This is a genomic window from Haloarchaeobius caseinilyticus (assembly GCF_051207395.1).
In the GTDB taxonomy this organism is placed as follows: Archaea; Halobacteriota; Halobacteria; order Halobacteriales; family Natrialbaceae; genus Haloarchaeobius.
In genome coordinates, this window is the sequence record NZ_JBPJZC010000001.1 from 1,913,203 (window position 1) to 1,932,737 (window position 19,535).

Below are 19,535 nucleotides of genomic sequence, written 5' to 3' on the forward strand. Positions count from 1 at the left end.
AGTGCGAGTCGTGTAACGAGGTCCACAAATCAAACCCTGAGAGCTGTTCTAACTGTGGACGAACAGTACTGGTCCAGTACCGACGCACAGCTGGGCGCGACAGACGGTCGAAACGGGAGCAGCGTTCGTCGTCTGGAAAGTGGCAGTGTACGAAATGTAGCCATATCCACGACCGAAAACCGTTCACTTGCGACGAGTGTAATGCGTCGACGATAAATCCGTACTTCGACCCATCAGAGGTCTCACTTCCATCGCAAAACAGTGGAGATGGTCTCAGGTGGCTTGTCTGGCTCTTTATCCTCGGTACCAGTGTCGCCCTCTTGTTCTATCTCGTAGTGTAAGCTACCGAAAATCCCTAGAGGACGCCCTTCTCTTCGAACAGTTCGGTCAACTCCGCCATCGTCTTCACCGTCACGTCACACGACGGGCCGACCGCCGGTTTCGGGTCGAAGCCGACCGCGAGGCCAGCGACTTCGAGCATCGGCAGGTCGTTCGCGCCGTCGCCGACGGCCACGGTGTCTTTCATATCGACGGCCATCTCTGCGGCGTAGTTCCGCAGCGCGTCGTCCTTGGTGCCCTCGATGAGCGGCCCTTCGACGCCGCCGGTCAGTGCGCCGTCTTCCATCGGGAGTCGGTTCGAGACGATGGCGTCGACGCTCACGTTCTCGCGTTCGAGTGCGAGTTCGACGCCGCGCTGGAAGCCGCCCGTGAAGATGGCCGTCGTGACGCCGTTCTGGTTCAGTGCGCGGATGAGGTCGGCGGCGTCCTCGCGCAGGCGAACCTCGCCGAAGGCGGCTTCGGCGTCGGCCTTCGAGAGGCCTTCGAGCAGGCCCGCACGCTGGCGGAGGCTCTCGGCGTAGCCGATTTCGTCGTTCATCGCCCGCTGGGTGATGGTCTCCATCTGGTCGGCGACGTCCTTTCGCTTGCCGAGCAACACCGTCATCTCGGAGTCCGAGAGCGTGCCGTCGAAGTCGAACGCGACGAGTGTCATGCCCGAGCGTGCGTCGCGGGCCGGTATCAAAGGTCCGGTGACGGCTAGTTTTCGGGGTGACAGCCACATGGCCTCACTCGCCGCACGCCACTCGGCTGAAGACTCTCCCCGAGTGGGTGTTACGAGCCGTTATCTCGCTCAGTCGCGTACGATTCGGCGAGAACGTGGTCCCGGCGGTCGTCGGGGTCGGCGGCGGCCGCGAGGGGGGAGGAGATGAGTCTCAGTAGGTTGAACCAGACACTACACCGAATCGTCCACTGGTCGGTCTCGGACACCACGCCGGAGAACGAACCGACACGCGTACTCGCCGACGAACGCGATTTGTACGAGGTGTCGACGTGGGAGCCACGGACGACGCTCGACCACGTCGCACTGCGGGCCGAAGGCTTGCTCCGCGAATATTGGACGCTCGTCGTCTTCTTGCTGTTGTTCGCGCTCGTCGCGCTCTCGGTCCTCGTCACGGTCGTCGTGCTGTTCTTCGTGCCGGGCATCGTGCGCTACGCACTGGTTTCGATACTCGCCGCGCTCGTCATCACGGTGTACATCTGGTACGCGTTCGCCAGTCCACAGCTCCCGCTCGAACCGCTCGTCGTTACCTTCGGCCTCGGCATCGTCGGGACGGTCGTCGCCGGTATCTGGAACACGACGTTTCAGCCGCTCTCGCTCGTGCCAGTGGTCGGGACGATTCTGTTCATGTTCTGCATCGTCGCACCCGGCGAAGAAGTAGCGAAACTCCTCGCGGTGCGGCTATACGCCTACACCGACGACCGCCTCTTTACACGGGTCGTCGACGGTGCTGTCTACGGGGCGGTCGCCGGCTTGGCGTTCGCCTCGTACGAAAATCTGGGGTACATCCTCCAGGAGGCACTGTCCACCCTTCGGTACGCACCCTACGTCGACCTCTCGTTCGTCCTCGGTGACGTGGCGGTTCAGCGTGCCCTGAGCGCGCCCGGCCACGTCATCTACTCCGCGTTCGCCGGGTTCTACCTCGGGCTCGCGCGGTTCAACCGAGAACACGCCGCCGCTATCGTCCTGAAGGGCCTGCTCGTCGTCGTCGTCGTCCACGCGACGTTCAACGTGTTCGTGGTGGACGCAGTGCCCAGAATGTTCGGGCTCGGTGACTTCGGCGCGTCCCTTTTGACCATCGTCTACGACGGCGCGCTGGGCTACGTCCTCTACCGGAAACTGGCGACCTACCGCGAGGCGTACCGGGCAGCGACCCAGCGTGGTGCAGCACCACCGCCGACGCCCGACCGCGACGCTGGACGGCCAACCTGAGCGGACGGCCTGAAGCGGCCGGTTCGTGGCGACCGACCTAGCCTTAAGCCCCCGCCCTCGAAAGGTGCCGTCGATGGAGGACACACTCGACGAGGTACAGGACACAGACCTCCGAAACCTCGTGGAACGACTCGACGACGAGACCGACGCGGCGCTGCGACTGGTCGTCCACTACGAGGGCGAAACTCGTGAGGTCATCCACGTCCGCGAGGACATCCGCGAGCGCTTCACCGAGGACGAACTGAACGAGCGCGTGAAGACGCTCACGATGAAGGGACTCGGCGATGCACCGACCGAGGCGACGCTTTCTGACTTCGGCACGCTCGGGGCGACGCTTCGGTTCTTCGACGAGGTCGTTGTCGCGGTGTTCCCGGACGGCGAGTGGTCCGGCGTGGTCGTCGTCTTCGACCGGCAGGCGTCGCCACTGGTCGATACGACACTCGACTTTTTGGACGCCTGAAATCGTCCGTATCTCTCGGTCGACTCAGAATTCAGTCCAGCGGCGTGGTCCGACCTCGACACCTTTCACTCGCAGTTGTCGCTCACCCTCGTTCTCACGTACCTCGATTAGGCCGTCGAACGGCTGGGTGAGCATCGCGAGCGAGGTGTCGGCGGTCGGCGTGTCGACGACGAAGATACCGGTGTAGCCCGTGGCTTCGATGCGCCCGGTGAGGACGTGGAGGAACTGGAAGACGCGCCGGAAGTCGGCGTACATCATCACGGTCGAGGAGGTGTGCAGACCGACACCGGCAGCCTCGATGCTCTCGTCGGTGTGGAACTGGCGCATGAACTCCGAGGTGCGGATACCGATACCGGTGAGGTCGCCCGCGTTCGAGACGTACCGGCGGTCGGCCGTATCCTGGTTCGCGTCGAAGCCACGCTGTCGGCTGACGCAGTCGACGATACCGAGTCGCTCGGCGTCCGGGTCGATTTTGCGGTATTCGCGGGCGACCGTGTCCGCGCTCTTGCGGGTCGTGACGAGCGCGGTGGCGTCGGTGCCGCCGCCCGCGTCGGCGAGCAACTCGTACATGAGCCGGCGCTTGCCGGTCATCGCGGGGCCGGCGACGAGGAGATTCGTCCCGGGCGGAATCGACGCACCGTCGAACACGGACTCGGCCTGTGCCATGCAGATACGCGACGCTTGGGAAGCAGGGATAATCAAGGAACCGCCTGCCGACGGGATGGCGGTGGCCCGTGATTCGGGCGTTCGTGATACCCACCCGATTCGTGGTACAGACTCTCACACGACGAATATCCACCGCCACAGGAAGCGTTTTCACCGCCGAGGTGGTTGCCTCGCGCATGAAGGTACTCGTGACCGACCCCATCGCGGACGCGGGGCTGGCGGTACTCCGAGATGCGGGCCACGAGGTCGAGACGGCGTACGACGTGGAGGGTGCAGACCTCCTCGAAGCAGTCGCGGACGCGAACGGGCTCATCGTTCGCTCCGGGACCGACGTGTCGCGCGAGGTGTTCGAGGCGGCAGACGAACTCGTCATCGTCGGGCGCGCCGGTATCGGTGTCGACAACATCGACATCGACGCGGCGACCGACCACGGCGTCATCGTGGCGAACGCACCCGAGGGCAACGTCCGGGCCGCGTCCGAGCACACGGTGGCGATGGCGTTCGCCGCGGCGCGCTCCATCCCGCAGGCACACGCTCGCCTCAAGGCGGGCGAGTGGGCCAAGAGCGACTACCTCGGTGCAGAGGTCAACGGGAAGACCCTCGGCGTCGTCGGCCTCGGCCGCGTCGGCCAGGAGGTCGCGAAGAAGTTCCATTCGTTAGGCATGGACCTCGTCGCGTACGACCCGTACATCTCCGAGGAGCGCGCCGACCAGCTCGGCGCGGAACTCGTCGACATCGACGAGTGTCTGGAGCGCGCCGACTTCCTCACCGTCCACGTCCCGCTCACGGACGAGACGGCGGACATGATCTCCGACGACGAACTCGCCAAACTCGACGGCGGCTACGTCGTCAACTGCGCCCGCGGTGGCGTCGTCGACGAAGCGGCACTCGCTCGCGCCGTCGAAGACGACGTGCTCGCTGGGGCCGCAGTCGACGTGTTCGCAGAGGAGCCGGTGTCGGAGGACAACCCGCTGCTCGACGTGGAGGACGTGGTCGTCACGCCGCACCTCGGCGCGAGTACCGAGGCGGCACAGGAGAACGTCGCCGTCTCGACGGCCGAACAGGTCGCCGCCGCGTTCGCCGGCGAACCAGTCATGAACGCGCTGAACGCGCCCTCTATCGACGAGGCGGCGTTCCCGCGTATCGAGCCGTACATCGAACTGGCCGACACCGCCGGCAAGGTCGCCGCCCAGTTGCTCGGCGACCGCATCGAGAAAGTCGAAGTCGTCTATCAGGGCGACATCGCCGCCGAAGACGTGGACCTCGTGACGGCTAGCGCGCTCAAGGGTGTGTTCGAACCCCTCGAATGGCAGGTCAACGCGGTCAACGCGCCGCGCATCGCGGAAGAGCGCGGCGTCGAAGTCGTCGAGTCGAAGACCCGCTCGGCAGAGGACTTCCAGAGCCTCGTGACCGTCAAGGTCGACGACGGCGAGGAGGAAGTGTCGGTCTGTGGAACGCTGTTCGCGGGCGACGACCCGCGCATCGTCCGCGTCGACGGCTACCGCGTCGACGCCATCCCACACGGTCGGATGGTCGTCGCACGCAACGCCGACGCGCCCGGTGTCATCGGCCTCATCGGGACCGTCATGGGCGAGTACGACGTGAACATCGCGGGGATGTTCAACGCTCGTGAGGCCATCGGGGGCGAGGCACTCACGGTGTACAACGTCGACAGCGAGATTCCCGAGGAGGCGATTCAGCAACTGTACGACGACGACCGCATCATCGAGATTCGCCAGATCGTCCTCAACGACTGATTTTCGGCACAGCGATTCGTTTTTCATTCCGAACCGACCAGCAGTAACCCGTCTGTTTCGGGTGGAACAACGAACAACTGTGTGTCCCGAGAGTCGGCGCGACTCGTTCTCTTCGACTATCGCGGGTCGTTACCGACCCGGAGAATCGAGGCCGTGTACGTCGCGTGCAACAGTGCGAGCAGGTTCAGCAGGTTCAACGCGACGAAGACGAACACGACGCCGACACCGGCGACGGCGAGTGCTTCCGGCAGCGTGTCGACGAGCCACGGGCCGATGGTGTATTCGCCGACGGTGCTGTCGGCCACCAGTCCGATTTCGACGTTCGGGTCGTCGTAGATGAACGGCGCGCCGAGCAGCACCACCGAGACGGCCCCACAGAAGACGAGGGCGACGAACGCGGCGATGCCGAAGACGAACTTCGCGAGCAGGAGGACGACGCTCGTCCACGTCGTCGGTGCGGTCAGCAGTCGCTTGACGGCGTCGACGAAACCGTTGCCCGGCATCGACAACTCGTCACGCGCGTCGAACTCCCGGAGGAACGACGGCACTTGCGCGTCGACACCGCCGAGGTGGGTCGCCAGTTTCGCCTCGAACCCGGCGGCGACGGTCGCGGCGGCGATGGTCACCAGCAGGATGGGCAACCCGACGATGGTTATCAGGAGTGCCCCACCGACCGACCCGCCCACGACGAGTCCCACGAAGTACGCGAGTCCGAGCGGGAACGCGAGCGCGAGGTACAGCAGGTTCTTGTACGTCTGCCGCCGGAACGGTGCCGCGACGAACTGTACGACGCCGCTGGTGATGCTGTCCGTCGCTGCGGTGGACTCGTTTGGGTGCATCGTCGGCTAGCCGATTCTCAGCCTACAATAATAAAATTAGCAATAGGTCAGAGAGACACTGCGGTCTTACTTCGCGGCCGCGACGCCGCTCCCGATGGCGGCACCGCAGTGGTTGCACGCGACGAGGTAGAACCGCTTCGAAGCCTTGAAGAAACCGAAACTGGAGTCCATCTCGACGAACTCGACGTCCGTCTCTTCGGCGAGCGTTTCCTCGCATTCGGGGCAGTGTGCCATGGGTCGGGGTTCTGACTGGTGTGTCATATGTCTTGTTCCTCAGGCACCACCCGCACCTGCGCCGCCGTTCGCCTTCGCACCGGCGACACCGCTGCCGAGTGTCGCGCCGCAGTCGGCACAGGTCACGACGTAGAACCGCTTCGAGGACCGGATGAAGCCGAGTTTCGCGGCCGACTCGGTGAACGCCACGTCGGATTCGTCTTCGAGTGTACTCTCGCACTCGGGACAGTGGACCATGCTCTCGGATTTTATATGGAAAATAATACGTCTTTTGGACCAGCCAACTCATCCGCACGGGTGCGGCCGACGAATCGACGTCTCGCACCAGTCACTCGTCGCTGGAGTCGTCGGCTGATTACGTAATCTACGGAGAAATCAAGTGGATGCGAGGGCCTCACACTCATCCACCGATTCGCAACACTCAAATATCCAAGCGCAATAGACTACGATGGATTCGGGACGACGCGAGTCCCGGTCGACACAGCAGTTCCATGGGGTAGTGGCCAATCCTGTTGCCTTCTGGGGGCAACGACCCAGGTTCGAATCCTGGTGGAACTACTACGATTCTTCCCGGTTTGCCGTTTCATCTGGAACGTAGACGCGTCGCCGCCTCTGGTTTTCCACCCGAAACAAGGGGGTTCCGCCGACACCAACACCCATATTTCCGTCCATTACATACCCTTGCGCGTATGAAACGACGGACGTTCCTCGCCGGGGCCGGCGTCTCCCTGACGGGGCTAGCGGGATGTATCGGCGGCCTCGGTGGTGGAAGTGGCGGCGGCGATGGCGGCACCCTCACCGTCGACGGCGAGACTGTAAAGCTCACACCGGTCGGAACGACCTTTGAGTGGCACCAGAACGACGAGGCGACGTTCGCCGACGCGCGTGGCCAGAGTATCTACGCCAGTTCGCACATCACGGGTGCCATCAGTTCACCGGCTGGCAGCCCCATCGAGGGGACGCAGACCGCAGAAGTCGGGAAAGACGAGAAGATCGTCTGTTACTGTGGCTGTCCGCACCACCTCTCGTCTGTTCGGGCTGCAGAACTCCAGAAGGCGGGCTACACGGACGTCTCGGTCATCGACGAGGGGTTCAACAAGTGGGTACAGCTCGGCTACCCAGTCACTGGCTCGTCGAACGTCAAGTCCTTCGAGATTCGCGGTGAGACCGATGCATCGTACGCCAGTGAGGTCGTGATGCTCAAGTGGCGCTCCGAGAACGGGCTGGAACCGCTCGAAGCCGCGTTCGTCGAGGACGACGGCTCGTACGCGATGACGGTCCACTTCGGCGGCGTGACGCCCGATTCTGTGGTGTCGCTCGAAGCACCGGACTACAGCGTCGAGACGACGCTCGGCGCGTTGACCGAGCAGGTCGTGACGGCGAAGTCGGTGCAGACGCTGGCGTAGGGACGGCGATTCGCGGTTCGGGCCTGTCGGTGACGTCCCGTCTGCGTTTTTTCGGTCGAGCACGTTGCGTGGGCTGGAACAGTTCAACCGCCCCGAAAGCCACGTTATACCCGCTCAGTGCCTAACTCTGGCACGCATGTCACAGAGTGCCACTGTCCACTATCGGACGATTACGGTCGACGGGGTCGAGGTGTTCTACCGGGAGGCTGGGCCGGCCACTGCGCCGACTATCCTCCTCCTGCACGGGTTCCCGACGTCGTCGTTCATGTTCCGGAACCTCATCGCGGACTTGAGCGGTGAGTACCACCTCGTCGCGCCGGATTACCCAGGGTTCGGCCAGAGCGACCAGCCACCGCTCGACGAGTTCGACTACACCTTCGACGGTATCGCGTCGATACTCGAGGGGTTCACCGACGCGCTCGGACTGGACAGCTACAGTCTGTATGTGATGGACTACGGCGCGCCGGTGGGGTTCAGACTGGCGACGGCCCATCCCGAGCGAGTGCAGGCACTGCTCGTCCAGAACGGGAACGCCTACGAGGAGGGACTCACGGACTTCTGGGACGAGTTCCGGCCGTACTGGGAGACCCCGACCGCCGAGACCGCCGAACCGCTCCGGGGCTTCATCACCCCTGCGGGCGTCGAGTGGCAGTACACGCACGGTGTGCGCGACGAGTCGAGACTGAGCCCGGACACGTGGACGCTCGACCGCGCACATCTCGACCGGCCCGGGAACGTCGACATCCAGCTCCAGCTCTTTCTCGACTACCGGACTAACCCGCCGCTGTACCCCAAGTGGCAGGCGTACCTTCGTGAACACCAGCCGCCGACGCTCGTCGTCTGGGGCGAACGTGACGAGATATTCGGTGTGGAGGGGGCGTCTCCCTATGCGGACGACTTGGAGACCGTCGAGGTGTACCGCCTCGACACTGGACACTTCGCACTCGAAGAAGAAGGCAGGCGCATCGCGTCCCTCATCCGCGAGTTCATGACGAAACACGTCGCGGACAGACGGCCGATGACGGTCTGACGACTGGTCACGCGACGCACGAACGACGATAGCTCCGTCGATAGAGACGGTCGAAAACGAGAGAGAAGGGCGGTCTCGTCGATGCGTCGTCGGTGGAGTCGCTCGCGCGTGTGCTCGCGGTCGCACAGCCACAGCCGACGGGTCTACTCGTCCGACAGTCGCCCGGGCATCCACGCCCCGTCGAACTCGCGGTGCGTGTACGGTTTCGCGCCCTCGCCGGCGTACGTGGCGACGAGTTGGCCGTCGCCTTCGAGGTGGTACTTGTACGTCGTCAAGCCTTCCAGCCCGACCGGGCCGCGGGCGTGGATTTTCCCCGTGCTGATGCCGACCTCCGCACCGAGGCCGAAGCGGTAGCCGTCGGCGAAGCGGGTTGAGGCGTTGTGGAACACGCTCGCGGCGTCGACGCCCCGCATGAACTGGCCGGCGCGGTCCGCGTCCTCGGTGACGATGGCGTCGGTGTGCTTCGAGCCGTAGGTGTTCACGTGGGCCATCGCGTCAACCAACGAGTCGACGACGCGGATGGAGAGGACGAGGTCGCCGTACTCGGTCGACCAGTCTTCTTCGGTTGCTACCTCGACATCGACGACTTCGCGGACGCGCTCGTCGCCGCGAAGCTCGACACCAGCCTCCTCGTAGCGGTCGACCATCTCGGGCAGGAAGTCGCCAGCCACGGACTCGTGGACGAGCAGGGTCTCGACGGCGTTGCACACTGCCGGGTACTGGACCTTCGCGTCGAACGCGATGTCGGTCGCCATCGCCAGGTCGGCGTCGCGGTCGACGTAGACGTGACAGACGCCCTCTGTGTGGCCCAGCACGGGAATCGAGGTGTTGTCCTGAATGTACTGGACGAATTCGGAACTGCCGCGGGGCATCAACAGGTCGATGGATTCGTCGAGGTCGAGCATTCGGTCGACCTCTTCGCGGGCTTCGACGAGGTACGCCCAGCCGTCTGGGACGTCCGCGACCTCGGCGGTCGCCTCTTCGATGATGTCGAACAGCACGCGGTTCGAGTGGGCCGCCTCGCTGCCGCCTTTGAGCAGTACTGCATTCCCCGACTTCAGCCCGAGTGCGGCGATTTGGACGAGTGCGTCCGGCCGAGACTCGAACACCGCGCCGACGACGCCGATGGGGACCGCGACCTTGTACAACTCCAGGTCCTCGTCGAGTTCGCGCGCTTCGAGCGTCTTCCCGAGCGGGTCGTCCTGTTCGGCCACGCTCCGGACCATGTCGGTGATGCTCTCTAGCTTCGACGGCGAGAGCTGCAGCCGGTCGACCAGCGCCTGCGTGTACTTGCCTTTCGCGAGCATCTCTTCGGCCGCCTCGACGTCTCTCTCGTTCGCCGCGAGTATCTCGTCGTGGCGGGCGTCGATGGCGTCCGCGATGGCGTGGAGCGCCTCGTTTCGCGTCGCCTCGGACAGGTTCGCCAGTTCGAGGGCCGCGCGCTGTGCCTGCTGTACGTTCGCGTCGGTGTCGTGCTCAGTCATCTGTGTCACCGTTGATCGGGAGGAAGATGGTGCCGACCGGTTCGGCGTTCGCGATTCGTTCGAGGACGTCCGGTTCGGTCGAGGCCGCGATGATGGCCGGGACACCGTGTTCGCTCACGTCGCGAGCGCCTTCGACCTTCGTGCGGATGCCACCGAACTCGTCGGTCGCACTCGCGCCGATGATGTCCTGTACCATGTCGTAATTGTCGCTGACGGCCCCGATGCGCTCGGCGTCGGGGTCGTGTTTCGGGTTGCCGGTGTAGACCCCGCCGACGTCGGTCAGCGTCACCAGCAGGTCCACGTCAGCCCCGATGGCGATCGAGGACGCGAGCATGTCGTTGTCGCCGATGCGAATCTCCGCGGTGGCGACCGCGTCGTTCTCGTTGATGATGGGGACGATACCCCAGTCGAGCAGCGTCTCGATGGTGTTGCGGAAGTTGGTGAACCGTTCCACGTCGTCGAGGTCCTGCTGGGTGACGAGAATCTGTGCCACCTTCAGGTCGTAGCGCTCGAAGCTCTCGGTGTAGCGGCGCATCAGGTGGCTCTGGCCGACGGTCGAGAGCGCCTGTGACTCCTCGACGGTGTCTCGGCTGACGGCACCGAGGCCGACGCGACCGATACCGGCACCGATGGCCCCCGACGAGACGAGCAGCACGTCCTTGTCCCGCTTTCGGAGGTCGGCGATGTCGTCGACCAGTTTGTCGAGTTTCGCGTCGTCCAGATTGGAGTCGTCGTCGGTCAGCGAGTTCGTCCCGGCCTTGACGACGACACGCTGGGCGTCGGCGGCCTGCCGGCGCGTGGCTGCGACCACGTCGTCGTCGGCGGGAACCTCGTCGATGGCCTCAGTCATGGAACGCCTCCGAGAGTTCCTTCGAGCGGTCCTCGGCCGCCCAGACGGCTTTTCTCATCGCTTCGTCGGCGTCACTCGCGCGAAGCACTTTCATTCCCTCGATGGTCGTCCCGTTGGGCGAACAGACCGCGTCGATGAGTTCGTCGAGTGTCCGGTCGTCCCGGAGAACCGTCTCGGCCGCGCCCTTGAACGTCTGGGCCGCGAGGAGTTCGGCCTGCTCGTGCGTGAGGCCGCTCTCGACACCGGCGTCCTGCATGGCCTGCATCAGATAGAAGACGAACGCCGGGCCGCTTCCGTTCACTGCAGTCGCGGTGTCCATCAGCGACTCGTCTATCTCGACGAACTCGCCCACGTCGGCGAGCAGCGCTCGCACCTCGTCGGTGAGGCCGTCCTTCGTGACTGCTGCGGCGGCGTTGCCCGACGCGGCCGCGAGGTTCGGCATGACGCGGACGACGGTTTCGGCGTCGGTCCGTGCGGCGACGTACGACCGCGACACGCCGGCAGCGAACGTGACGAGCGTCTGCTCCGGCGAGAGGCTGAGCGAATCCAGCACCGCTCCGACGATGTCTGGTTTCACGGCGACGACGACGATGTCCGCCTCGGCGGCGACTGTCGGGTCGTCTGTCGTTCGGTCACAGAAGTCAGCAACACGGGCGAGCGCGTCCGGGTCGAGGTCGCAGGCGGTGGTGGTGTGTCCACCTGCCCGCCAGAGGCCCTCGATCAGGGCGCTCCCCATGTTTCCACAGCCGATGACGCTCACGTTCACCATTCTCACTTCTTTCATAGGTGGCTGCAGAGAGATAGACACTGGGGTTGGCGCGACTTTCGGTAGGGAGTGCGAGAAGCTGGCAGGGGTAGCGGTGCTCGTCGACCAGTCCGGCCGTCACTGGCGCTGGTCGCAGATTTCGGTCCTGTGTGCAGCTAGTTCTGTGCCTGGTCGAGCAGACACGAAATCGTGCAGTAGTAGTGGCGAATCTCCTGTGTCGCGCCCTTGTACTCCATCGGTTTGACGACCTCGATGTGGGTGTCTGCTTCCTCGTCGATTCCACCCATACAGACGTTGCATTGCGGCATGTGCGTAATTCTCCAGCGACCCAACCGTGATACTTTATCACATGGCGGGGTGGCGTATCTGATGAGTGAGCGTGAACCCTCTTTGAATTGTCGGCCGTTTACTTGGTCATTGCCATCGGAAACAGCCGATATACAGGGAATAGCGATTCGACCGCCGACCGACTGTGGTGCGGACTGCAGTCGGTCACGAGGGGTCTCCATCGGCGTCGTACGCGCCCGTCTTCTCGAACTCGCCGCGACGACGGACCACCGAGGGCGTGCGACAGCGGCCGTCTGCGCCGGTGACCTGCGGGACGGTACAGTTGTTGCAGTTCTCACAGACGACGCGGGTGTCGCCGCCGACGTCGCCGAGCAACCGCGCGGCGAGTTTCGGCTCGGCGTAGAACGGCCGTGCCATCCCGGCCATGTCGCACGCGTCGCCGAGTAAGCGGTCCATGTGCCCGCGTTCGCGCACGCCGCCCTCCAACAGAACCGGCACGTCGACCGATTTTCGAACCTTCCGGGCGAGTCCAGCGTTCCACGCCGGTTCGAAGTCGAACTGGAACGACTCCAGCCAGTTCAAGACACGAACCAGTCGCGTCTTCGCTCGCCCACCGAACGCGTCGGCGTAGCCATCCTGCAGCGACTCCTCGCGCCACGCCCGCTTCGGGTGCTCGCCGCGGACGATGCTCATGTCCCAGACGACGGAGGTTTTGACCGGCACGAGCGCGTCGTAGCCGATTCGTTCCAGTCGCCGGGACAGGGTTACGGTGTCCCACTCGTCGAGTTTTCGCTGGACGACTGGCGGCGCGGGAGACTCGCAGGGTACCTTCGTCACGATGGGCACGTCGCCGATACGCTCGCGCAACTCGTCGTGCACGAGTTCCATGAACCTGACGCCGTCGCCGAACTCGTCGTCGCGGCGATTGTAAAACGGCGAGAGGAACTGCTGGAGGATGCCCATGTTCGCGCCTGCGAGATGGATACCGTCGTAGCCAGCGTCGACGCAGCGTTTTCCCGCCTTTCCGAACGACTCGGCGAGGTCGTACACGTCCGCAGTCGACATGACCTGCGGGTCGAGGTGGAGGAAGCCGAGTCGGTCGAGCAGTCGCAGTTGCCACGGTGGGCGCGAGACGGCGAGTTGGCGCTCGTTCGGGTGTTCGCGCCGGTAGCCCGCGTGCCACATCTCCATGCTCCGCAAGCCGCCGTGTTCGAGTTGGACGAAAATCGTGCTTCCGTGGTCATGGATGGCGTCGGTGAGTGCCGACAACTGCGAAACGAACTCGTCGTCGTGGACTCGGGTCATCCCGGGGGCGGCACAGCCGCCGGACTCGGTCACGATGGTCGCGCCCTGAAAGACGAGACCGACGCCGGACTCGGCGGCCGGTTCGAGGTCTTTAATGAGGGTATCGACCGCTTCGGGGCCGTTCCCGGCGCATTCGAGGAGGGGCGCGCGATAGAGCCGGTTCGGTATCTGGAGGGGGCCGATGGTCAGGGGGTCGTCCAGCCGCGGCATGACTGCGGGTTCGCCCGCGGGGACAATGAAGCTGTCACCGGCAGCAAGCTATCGCCGACAGATAAGGCCGTAGTGATACGGCGGCAGGTCGACGACCTCGACCTCGGAGAAGCCAGCCTCGCGGGCCAGTTCCACTGCATCCGCCTCGGCCATCCGGAGGCTGGTCGGCGGCCCACGCACCTCGCCGAGGACAGTCGTCTCCTCGCTTGGCTGGTCGCGCCAGTTCACGACGAGGAACCGGCCGTCGTCGCGCAGGACATCTCGCGCAGTCCGGCAGAACTCGGTTGGGTCCGGCACGCCGTGGAGCGTGTTGGCGAACAGGACCACATCGACCGATTCGGAGAGCAGGTCGGGCAAGTCTCTCGCGTCGCCCTCGATGGTCTCGATGCGGTCGAAGTTAGCCTCGCTTGCCCGGTCGGCCAGTTCCGCCAACAACTCGGCATCGAGGTCGACCGCGTACACCGGTCCGTCGCCGACGACCTGCGCCGCAGCTAGCGTGAAGTGGCCGTTGCCAGCGGCCACGTCGGCGACGCTGTCGCCCTCGCGCACCCCGAGTGAGCGAAGCGTCGCTTCCGTGTCTGGCCACAGTTCACTCCACCAGTCGCGGTCAGGGTGTCCCGTGTTCTGGAACCGGTCCATGGCTGATACCAGCGACCGCGGAAGGAAAACCGCTCCGCTACTTCCACGGGTTCGCCACGAGCTCTCGCTGCACGTCGCTGCCGACGCGCAGGTGACACTCCGACCGTGGCTGAGCGATACAGCACAGTACGTAGCCCGAATCGAGATGTCGCTCCTTCAGTCCTCGCGGCGGCCGGACGTGTTCGACCTCACCGTCGAGAACCCGCGCGACGCAGGTCGCACACGCACCGGTTCGACAGCCGAAGGGCAGGCCGAGTCCGAGTTCCTCACTGGCGGTCACAAAGTCCGTATCAGCGGGCAGGTCATGCGTCTCGGTTCGACCGTCTGGCCGCTCGATAGTGACGGCGTAGACCGCCTCGTCGCCGCCTGCACTCACGACCAGACGTCGCTCGTGCAGTCGCCGTCAGGCCAGCGAATTTCGTGCGCTCTGGCCGGACCGTGTTCCATCTGGCCGAAGTCGACCATGAAATCGGTGTCGAGCGTCATCGTGCCCTTGCGCGGGTTCACGTCGGCCTTGAGCATCACCGAGCCCTGTTCGCCTTCGTCGGGGTAGAACTGGTTGTCCCACGAGGAGAACAGCGAGGTCGTCCAGTAGAGGCGCTCGCCGTCCAGACTCAACTGGAGCATCTGCGGGCCGCCGAAGACGGGTCGGTCGTCGTCACCGGTCGGGTGTCGCGGGCCGAAGTTTCCGCCCGCCCACACCCGGTCGGCGAGTCGCGGGTTGTCCGGGTCCGACACGTCGTACATCCGCACGTCGCCGTGGAGCCAGTTCGAGAAGAACAGGTAGCGGTCGTCCATCGATACGAGCAGGTCCGTGACGAGGCCGGGCACAGGGAAGTCCCAGTCGTCGTGTTCGCGCCCGTCCACGTCGATGACTTTGTCGGCGTGGTACTCGCCACCCTTCTCGTAGAAGTGGAACACGTTCGAGGACAGCGCCGCGCCGACGAACCCGTGGGTGGAGACGGGCGAGTGCAGGAAGCGCACTTCGAGCGGAATCTGGCCCTCCTCGCCGAGGTCGATGGTCTGGCGAATCTCGCGTTCCTCCCAGTTCCAGATGTGGAGCTTTCGGCCGTACTTCCCCTTCTCCACGTCTTCGAGGTCGAAGCCGGGGTAGTACGTCTGCGGGGCGGCCCACTCACTCGAAATCATCACGTTCTGGCGCGGCTGGTACCAGTAGTCGTAGTTCATCTCGATGTCGCCGGGGTGGTCCCACCGGCCCGCGATTTCGAAGTCGTCGTTCAGTTCGAGGAACCCGCCCGGGAGTTCCCCGTCGGCGTCGCCGAGCATGCTCACGAGAATCTTCCCCTCCGGGACGCAGTGGACCGTGTGCGGAGCCGAGAGGTCTTGCTCGAACACCTCCTCGGGTTCGATGACTTCCTGCAATTCGGGATTCCGCCGGTCCTTCGCGTCGACGACGTGCAGGCGTGACGACCGCTGACCCGGAATCAGGAGATGGCGTCGCTCCAGTCCCTCCATGTGACACGACGAGGAACAGGCGTTCCACCCGAAGTGGTGGAGTTCGTCGCCCTTGTTCGGCATCTCGACGCGGTTCACGACCTGCTGGTACGTGTCCGAATCGGGGTCCAAATCGACGACCGCGAGGAAGTCCGGGGCGTCCACATCTGTACCCGTGTAGATGCCCATGACGTACGCGAGTTCCTCGGGTTCCGACTCCTCAATGGCCGCCTGTGGTGTGGCGTAGCCGGGCCCGTGATGGTCGTGGTGCTCGTGGTCGTGGTGGCTGTGGGCGTCGGCGTCGCCGGTGGGATTGTCTGCGTCGCTCATGGCGCCAAGAACGCTCGCCAGTCGCGTCACCGGTCGGGTCGCGGGTCGAATCCCCGGTTTCGGTGACGGGCGTGTGCGCCAACTGTGTCAATGGGTGGCACTCCTGGGGTGTCTGGCTGTCTCTGCCGGGGTGTGACTTGCACTCTCATGCATCAATTTCTGACCGAGATACCGGCAACAATTTCTTCTAATTGGCTGTGAGGGTGCGACCCCACAGGTGAGGAAACTTACTTGTCGATGGTGAGCAGTGCGACCCGTTCCCGAACGAGGTCCGACAGCGTCGCCTCGGTCGCCGCGAGTTCGGCGTCGCCCACGTCGAAGAACGAGCGAATACGCGCCTCGTCAGCCGACACACTGAGCGTCTCGGTCGGTTCGAACAGGTCGGCCACAGCGGCCACCGCGGCGTCTTCGGACTCGTCCGTCTCGAACGGGTTCTCGGGGAACTCGCTCACGACGGCGGCGACGACCGGTGACTCGCCCACGTCGACGCCCATCGCCAGCGCCTCGGAGATTTGGCGGCGACCCGCCGCGTACAGCAACACCTCGACCGCGGGGTCGCGGGCGATTTTGTCACCGCGTTTCCACGCTCGCGCTGCCTGTTCGACGGCAGCGTCGAGGTGTGCTCGGTCCACGACGGCCCGGGCGTCGAACGCCTGCACCACGCAGTCGTGCTCGTCGCCGATGTCGCCCAGTGTGGCGACGAACGCGTCGAGGTCGTCGACGGTCGCCGTGCCTTCGACAACCCGCATCAGAAATCACCCAGACTGGTCTGGCTCTGGTCGGATTCTTGCGCTTCGGTGGTGGACTCGTCCTCGCGGTCACCACCGGGGTCATCGGGCACTGCCGACGCGTCGGCGCGGACATCCTCCATCGAGGGGTCTTCTCTACCGGCGTTCTCCAGGATGTTCTCGGCGGTCTTCCGCCGTCCGTCGAGTGCGGCCAGCACGACACCTTTCTCGACGTTGCGGAGGTCTGCGGGCGTCTCGATACCGGCTGCGTACAGTTGTCTGGCACGTTTTCGGCCGACTCCTCTGACCGAAACGAGTTCGAGGAGTTCCTCGCGAACGCCGTCTTCGACGCGCTTCTTCGCGTCTCGCACGCCCACCGTCACCGTGCCCGGGAGGTTGAGTTCGCCAGCGACGCGTTCGGCCGCGCCGAGCAGCCACTGCGCCGTCTCGACCTTCCCGCGCAGGTCGCCCGGTCCGACCTCGTACGTCTCGGTGATCCGCGCCTCGTCGATTTCGTCGGCCCAATCTTCGAGCAGTCGCGCGGTCTTCAGTGCAGAGAGCCAGTCCTCCCAGCGGTGTTCCTCGTACTCCGAGGGCGCGCTGCCGAGGAACTCCGTCTCGCGCTCGTAGAACACCTCGGAGTACTGCTCGCGGTCGCCCGACTTGAGGTACAGTTCGTACATGTCCGGCGTGCGAGAGATGAGTTGGTAGAGGCCGAGCGCGGTCGGCTTCGGGACCTTGGTGTCGCCTTCGGCTTCGCCAGTGTCCTCGTCGCTCGTGTCGACGCTGTACGTCTGGAACCCGGCGGCGGACTCCGTCGCCTGATAGTCGCTTTTCGAGTTCTGCTTCGCGTATGCCCGCAACCCGTCGATGATGGTCGCCGCGCTCATCGGGTCGAGATACAGTTGCGAGACGGTGTGGCCGACGTTCGTCGCCGACAGGTCACCATCGTCGTTCTCGACGAAGCCGTTCCGGACGAGGTAGTCGAGCATCTGGTCGGCGCTGTTCTCCAGTCGCCCTTCCTCGGTCGACTGCTCGGCGTACAGCGTCCGTTCGAGGAAGCCGAGCAGTTCGTCGCGGGTCCGGGCGAACCCGGAGGCGATAGTGGCGAGGACGTGGGTCCGCATCGCTGGCTCGGCAGCGAGTTTGGAGCGAACTGGCTCCGGTTCGGCGTAGACGTACCGGTCGAACAGCTCCTCGCGGTCGTCGTGGTTCGACGCGAGCAGGACCGCCTCGCCGTAAGGGTCCCGGCCGGGTCGACCGGCCCGGCCCATCATCTGGTGGACTTCGAGCACCGAGAGCGGAGCCATCCCGCTCCCGTCGTAGCGCCGCCAGTCGCGCACGATGACGCGCCGACTCGGGGTGTTCACACCCGCGGCCAGCGTCGGCGTCGCGCAGATGACCCTGAGCTTTCGGTCGCGGAAGGCGTCCTCGACCAGGGCGCGATGCTCGCGGGCCAGTCCTGCGTGGTGGAACGCGCCACCTCGCTCGACGACTTCGGCGAGGTCGTCACTCGTGTCCGAGTCGCTCACGTCGCGGATGTCGTCGGCGAGGTCTGCGAGGTCTTCTTCCTCGGCCGGGTTCAGGAACGGTTTGACCTCCTCAGAGAGTCGTCGGGCTGCGGCTTCGGCGTTCCGCCGTGAGTTGACGAACACCAGTGAAGAGCCACCGTCTTCGAGGATGTCTCGGAGTAGGGCTGATTCCTGTTTCTCGTTGCCCTGTATCCTTACCTCGCGTTCTGTGCCGTCGTCGAAGGACAGCTTGTTCCCGTAGTGGACGCCCTTTCGCAAGTCGATTGGTCGCCAGTCGTCGTCGATGAGGTCGGCGTCCAGCCAGTCCGCGATGTCGCCCGCGTTGCCGACCGTCGCGGAGAGCGCGACGACCTGCAGGCTCGGGTTCACCTGTCGCAACTTCGCGAGGGTGACTTCCAGCGTCGGTCCTCGGTGACGGTCGTCGATGAGGTGGACCTCGTCGGCGACGACGCAGGTTAAGTCCGAAATCCACGACGCGCCGTTTCGTACGAGCGAGTCGACCTTCTCGGACGTGGCCACGACGATGTCTTTCTCGCCGAGCCAGCCACCTTCGGACTCGTAGTTGCCCGTGGAGACGCCGACGCTCACGCCGAACTCCTCGAAGGCTTCGAACTCGGCCTTCTTCTCCGAGGCCAGTGCTCGAAGCGGGACGATGTAGAGTGCCTTCCCGCCGCGTTCGACCGCCGACAGCATCGCCAGCGTGGCGATGAGGGTCTTCCCGCTCGCGGTCGGGATGGACGCGACGACGCTGTCGCCCTCGGTGATGCCCGCCTCGACCGCCTGCGCCTGCGGCGGGTACAACTCCTCGATGCCGTCGTCGTGCAACTGCTCGACGAAGGGTGCGGGTATCCCCGGGACGTCCGCCGTCTTCATTGCCCGAATTTGGTGCGCGTTTCGGTTTAAACTGTCGTGTTTCGGTGTGGGCCGTGTTGGGTGGGTTCTCTGTGGGCCGACGCAACCGGTCCGGCGCGCGCGCGGAGTCGCGTGCCTGAGCCTGCGAAGGCCGCGACTCGAAGACGCGCGAGGGACGAGTGACGCGAGGGGATCGAGCGAAACGAGGAGGATGGGGAGGACTAGGTGCTGTTCGGTTGTGGTCATGTTCCATCGTGATTCGTGGACTGCTCGTCGCCGACAAATACAATCGACAATCGGAACCAGTGAACTACTCTGGTTCACGGCTGTTTTCGACACCACATCCACCCCTGTCGAGAACGGACGACTCGAACCACTTCCAAGGCCAGGATGCCAAGAATCAGAACACTACCGTCAGGTTTCGGAACTGTTCCT

Annotated in this window: 20 protein-coding genes and 1 tRNA gene; 6 read left to right on the forward strand and 15 right to left on the reverse strand. The window is 64.6% G+C overall.

What is annotated here, in order from left to right; genetic code table 11:
• Nucleotides 1-355: 355 nt before the first annotated feature.
• Entirely contained in the window at nucleotides 356-991 is a 636-nt protein-coding gene (gene serB, locus ACSC1P_RS09985; protein ID WP_435360001.1) for a phosphoserine phosphatase SerB, read from the reverse strand.
• 213 nt (nucleotides 992-1,204) lie between these two features.
• On the opposite strand from serB, the gene ACSC1P_RS09990 reads away from it, so the two are divergent.
• Both ACSC1P_RS09990 and ACSC1P_RS09995 read left to right on the forward strand, forming a co-directional pair.
• Nucleotides 1,205-2,269 carry a PrsW family intramembrane metalloprotease gene (locus ACSC1P_RS09990; RefSeq protein WP_435360002.1) on the forward strand — a complete coding sequence of 355 codons (1,065 nt, stop codon included), beginning with the start codon at nucleotides 1,205-1,207 and terminating at the stop codon, nucleotides 2,267-2,269.
• 73 nt (nucleotides 2,270-2,342) lie between these two features.
• Nucleotides 2,343-2,729 (forward strand): DUF7522 family protein, encoded by a 387-nt coding sequence (locus ACSC1P_RS09995; protein WP_435360003.1) that lies wholly within the window; start codon nucleotides 2,343-2,345, stop codon nucleotides 2,727-2,729.
• Nucleotides 2,730-2,753: 24 nt separating this feature from the next.
• Here ACSC1P_RS09995 and ACSC1P_RS10000 read toward each other — a convergent pair whose 3' ends face one another.
• Complete coding sequence (locus ACSC1P_RS10000; RefSeq protein WP_435360004.1) at nucleotides 2,754-3,395, reverse strand: RAD55 family ATPase; 642 nt, start codon at nucleotides 3,393-3,395, stop codon at nucleotides 2,754-2,756.
• 176 nt (nucleotides 3,396-3,571) lie between these two features.
• On the opposite strand from ACSC1P_RS10000, the gene serA reads away from it, so the two are divergent.
• Nucleotides 3,572-5,152, forward strand: coding sequence for a phosphoglycerate dehydrogenase (serA, locus tag ACSC1P_RS10005; protein WP_435360005.1), 1,581 nt, complete (start codon nucleotides 3,572-3,574; stop codon nucleotides 5,150-5,152).
• 116 nt (nucleotides 5,153-5,268) lie between these two features.
• Here serA and ACSC1P_RS10010 read toward each other — a convergent pair whose 3' ends face one another.
• From ACSC1P_RS10010 to ACSC1P_RS10020, 3 genes are all read right to left on the reverse strand, one after another.
• Complete coding sequence (locus ACSC1P_RS10010; RefSeq protein WP_435360006.1) at nucleotides 5,269-5,991, reverse strand: sensor domain-containing protein; 723 nt, start codon at nucleotides 5,989-5,991, stop codon at nucleotides 5,269-5,271.
• Between the two features lie 66 nt (nucleotides 5,992-6,057).
• On the reverse strand, nucleotides 6,058-6,225 hold the full coding sequence (locus ACSC1P_RS10015) for a hypothetical protein (RefSeq protein WP_435360007.1): 168 nt from the start codon (nucleotides 6,223-6,225) through the stop codon (nucleotides 6,058-6,060).
• A 39-nt stretch (nucleotides 6,226-6,264) separates the two neighbouring features.
• A complete protein-coding gene (locus ACSC1P_RS10020) occupies nucleotides 6,265-6,462 on the reverse strand; it encodes a hypothetical protein (RefSeq protein ID WP_435360008.1) in 198 nt (65 codons plus the stop codon).
• A 248-nt stretch (nucleotides 6,463-6,710) separates the two neighbouring features.
• On the opposite strand from ACSC1P_RS10020, the gene ACSC1P_RS10025 reads away from it, so the two are divergent.
• From ACSC1P_RS10025 to ACSC1P_RS10035, 3 genes are all read left to right on the forward strand, one after another.
• Nucleotides 6,711-6,783 (forward strand) — tRNA-Gln (locus tag ACSC1P_RS10025).
• 131 nt (nucleotides 6,784-6,914) lie between these two features.
• A complete protein-coding gene (locus ACSC1P_RS10030) occupies nucleotides 6,915-7,631 on the forward strand; it encodes a rhodanese-like domain-containing protein (protein ID WP_435360009.1) in 717 nt (238 codons plus the stop codon).
• Between the two features lie 136 nt (nucleotides 7,632-7,767).
• Entirely contained in the window at nucleotides 7,768-8,661 is an 894-nt protein-coding gene (locus ACSC1P_RS10035; protein ID WP_435360010.1) for an alpha/beta fold hydrolase, read from the forward strand.
• 143 nt (nucleotides 8,662-8,804) lie between these two features.
• Here ACSC1P_RS10035 and ACSC1P_RS10040 read toward each other — a convergent pair whose 3' ends face one another.
• The 10 genes from ACSC1P_RS10040 to ACSC1P_RS10085 all read right to left on the reverse strand — a co-directional run bounded on the left by ACSC1P_RS10040 (nucleotide 8,805) and on the right by ACSC1P_RS10085 (nucleotide 19,121).
• Nucleotides 8,805-10,145, reverse strand: a complete 1,341-nt coding sequence (locus ACSC1P_RS10040) for a glutamate-5-semialdehyde dehydrogenase (protein WP_435360011.1) — start codon at nucleotides 10,143-10,145, stop codon at nucleotides 8,805-8,807.
• Nucleotides 10,138-10,995, reverse strand: coding sequence for a glutamate 5-kinase (proB, locus tag ACSC1P_RS10045; RefSeq protein WP_435360012.1), 858 nt, complete (start codon nucleotides 10,993-10,995; stop codon nucleotides 10,138-10,140). The genes ACSC1P_RS10040 and proB overlap by 8 nt, the downstream gene beginning before the upstream one ends.
• On the reverse strand, nucleotides 10,988-11,764 hold the full coding sequence (gene proC, locus ACSC1P_RS10050; RefSeq protein ID WP_435360273.1) for a pyrroline-5-carboxylate reductase: 777 nt from the start codon (nucleotides 11,762-11,764) through the stop codon (nucleotides 10,988-10,990). Before proC ends, proB begins: the two co-directional genes overlap by 8 nt.
• A gap of 152 nt (nucleotides 11,765-11,916) precedes the next feature.
• Nucleotides 11,917-12,048 (reverse strand): hypothetical protein, encoded by a 132-nt coding sequence (locus tag ACSC1P_RS10055; protein ID WP_435360013.1) that lies wholly within the window; start codon nucleotides 12,046-12,048, stop codon nucleotides 11,917-11,919.
• Nucleotides 12,049-12,253: 205 nt separating this feature from the next.
• Nucleotides 12,254-13,564 (reverse strand): oxidoreductase, encoded by a 1,311-nt coding sequence (locus ACSC1P_RS10060; RefSeq protein WP_435360014.1) that lies wholly within the window; start codon nucleotides 13,562-13,564, stop codon nucleotides 12,254-12,256.
• Nucleotides 13,565-13,612: 48 nt separating this feature from the next.
• Nucleotides 13,613-14,203 (reverse strand): class I SAM-dependent methyltransferase, encoded by a 591-nt coding sequence (locus tag ACSC1P_RS10065; RefSeq protein ID WP_435360015.1) that lies wholly within the window; start codon nucleotides 14,201-14,203, stop codon nucleotides 13,613-13,615.
• A gap of 37 nt (nucleotides 14,204-14,240) precedes the next feature.
• Nucleotides 14,241-14,579, reverse strand: coding sequence for a 2Fe-2S iron-sulfur cluster-binding protein (locus tag ACSC1P_RS10070; RefSeq protein WP_435360016.1), 339 nt, complete (start codon nucleotides 14,577-14,579; stop codon nucleotides 14,241-14,243).
• The gene (locus ACSC1P_RS10075) at nucleotides 14,576-15,988 is read right to left on the reverse strand and encodes a selenium-binding protein SBP56-related protein (protein WP_435360017.1); all 1,413 of its coding nucleotides are present in this window, start codon (nucleotides 15,986-15,988) and stop codon (nucleotides 14,576-14,578) included. The genes ACSC1P_RS10070 and ACSC1P_RS10075 overlap by 4 nt, the downstream gene beginning before the upstream one ends.
• A 227-nt stretch (nucleotides 15,989-16,215) precedes the next feature.
• Nucleotides 16,216-16,737: a KEOPS complex subunit Cgi121 gene (gene cgi121, locus ACSC1P_RS10080; RefSeq protein WP_435360018.1), complete on the reverse strand. Its 522-nt coding sequence runs from the start codon at nucleotides 16,735-16,737 to the stop codon at nucleotides 16,216-16,218.
• The gene (locus tag ACSC1P_RS10085) at nucleotides 16,737-19,121 is read right to left on the reverse strand and encodes an ATP-dependent DNA helicase (RefSeq protein ID WP_435360019.1); all 2,385 of its coding nucleotides are present in this window, start codon (nucleotides 19,119-19,121) and stop codon (nucleotides 16,737-16,739) included. The genes cgi121 and ACSC1P_RS10085 overlap by 1 nt, the downstream gene beginning before the upstream one ends.
• Nucleotides 19,122-19,535 lie beyond the last annotated feature (414 nt).

Excerpts from the sequence above, each read along its gene's own strand:
- ACSC1P_RS10065 (WP_435360015.1), bottom strand. The coding sequence starts at position 14,203 with ATGGACCGGTTCCAGAACACGGGACACCCTGACCGCGACTGGTGGAGT.
- ACSC1P_RS10040 (WP_435360011.1), bottom strand. The coding sequence starts at position 10,145 with ATGACTGAGCACGACACCGACGCGAACGTACAGCAGGCACAGCGCGCG.
- cgi121 (WP_435360018.1), bottom strand. The coding sequence starts at position 16,737 with ATGCGGGTTGTCGAAGGCACGGCGACCGTCGACGACCTCGACGCGTTC.
- ACSC1P_RS09990 (WP_435360002.1), top strand. The coding sequence starts at position 1,205 with ATGAGTCTCAGTAGGTTGAACCAGACACTACACCGAATCGTCCACTGG.
- ACSC1P_RS10060 (WP_435360014.1), bottom strand. The coding sequence starts at position 13,564 with ATGCCGCGGCTGGACGACCCCCTGACCATCGGCCCCCTCCAGATACCG.
- ACSC1P_RS10075 (WP_435360017.1), bottom strand. The coding sequence starts at position 15,988 with ATGAGCGACGCAGACAATCCCACCGGCGACGCCGACGCCCACAGCCAC.
- ACSC1P_RS10085 (WP_435360019.1), bottom strand. The coding sequence starts at position 19,121 with ATGAAGACGGCGGACGTCCCGGGGATACCCGCACCCTTCGTCGAGCAG.
- ACSC1P_RS10010 (WP_435360006.1), bottom strand. The coding sequence starts at position 5,991 with ATGCACCCAAACGAGTCCACCGCAGCGACGGACAGCATCACCAGCGGC.
- ACSC1P_RS10020 (WP_435360008.1), bottom strand. The coding sequence starts at position 6,462 with ATGGTCCACTGTCCCGAGTGCGAGAGTACACTCGAAGACGAATCCGAC.
- ACSC1P_RS10035 (WP_435360010.1), top strand. The coding sequence starts at position 7,768 with ATGTCACAGAGTGCCACTGTCCACTATCGGACGATTACGGTCGACGGG.
- ACSC1P_RS09995 (WP_435360003.1), top strand. The coding sequence starts at position 2,343 with ATGGAGGACACACTCGACGAGGTACAGGACACAGACCTCCGAAACCTC.
- ACSC1P_RS10015 (WP_435360007.1), bottom strand. The coding sequence starts at position 6,225 with ATGGCACACTGCCCCGAATGCGAGGAAACGCTCGCCGAAGAGACGGAC.
- ACSC1P_RS10055 (WP_435360013.1), bottom strand. The coding sequence starts at position 12,048 with ATGGGTGGAATCGACGAGGAAGCAGACACCCACATCGAGGTCGTCAAA.
- serA (WP_435360005.1), top strand. The coding sequence starts at position 3,572 with ATGAAGGTACTCGTGACCGACCCCATCGCGGACGCGGGGCTGGCGGTA.
- ACSC1P_RS10030 (WP_435360009.1), top strand. The coding sequence starts at position 6,915 with ATGAAACGACGGACGTTCCTCGCCGGGGCCGGCGTCTCCCTGACGGGG.
- ACSC1P_RS10000 (WP_435360004.1), bottom strand. The coding sequence starts at position 3,395 with ATGGCACAGGCCGAGTCCGTGTTCGACGGTGCGTCGATTCCGCCCGGG.
- serB (WP_435360001.1), bottom strand. The coding sequence starts at position 991 with ATGACACTCGTCGCGTTCGACTTCGACGGCACGCTCTCGGACTCCGAG.
- proC (WP_435360273.1), bottom strand. The coding sequence starts at position 11,764 with ATGGTGAACGTGAGCGTCATCGGCTGTGGAAACATGGGGAGCGCCCTG.
- proB (WP_435360012.1), bottom strand. The coding sequence starts at position 10,995 with ATGACTGAGGCCATCGACGAGGTTCCCGCCGACGACGACGTGGTCGCA.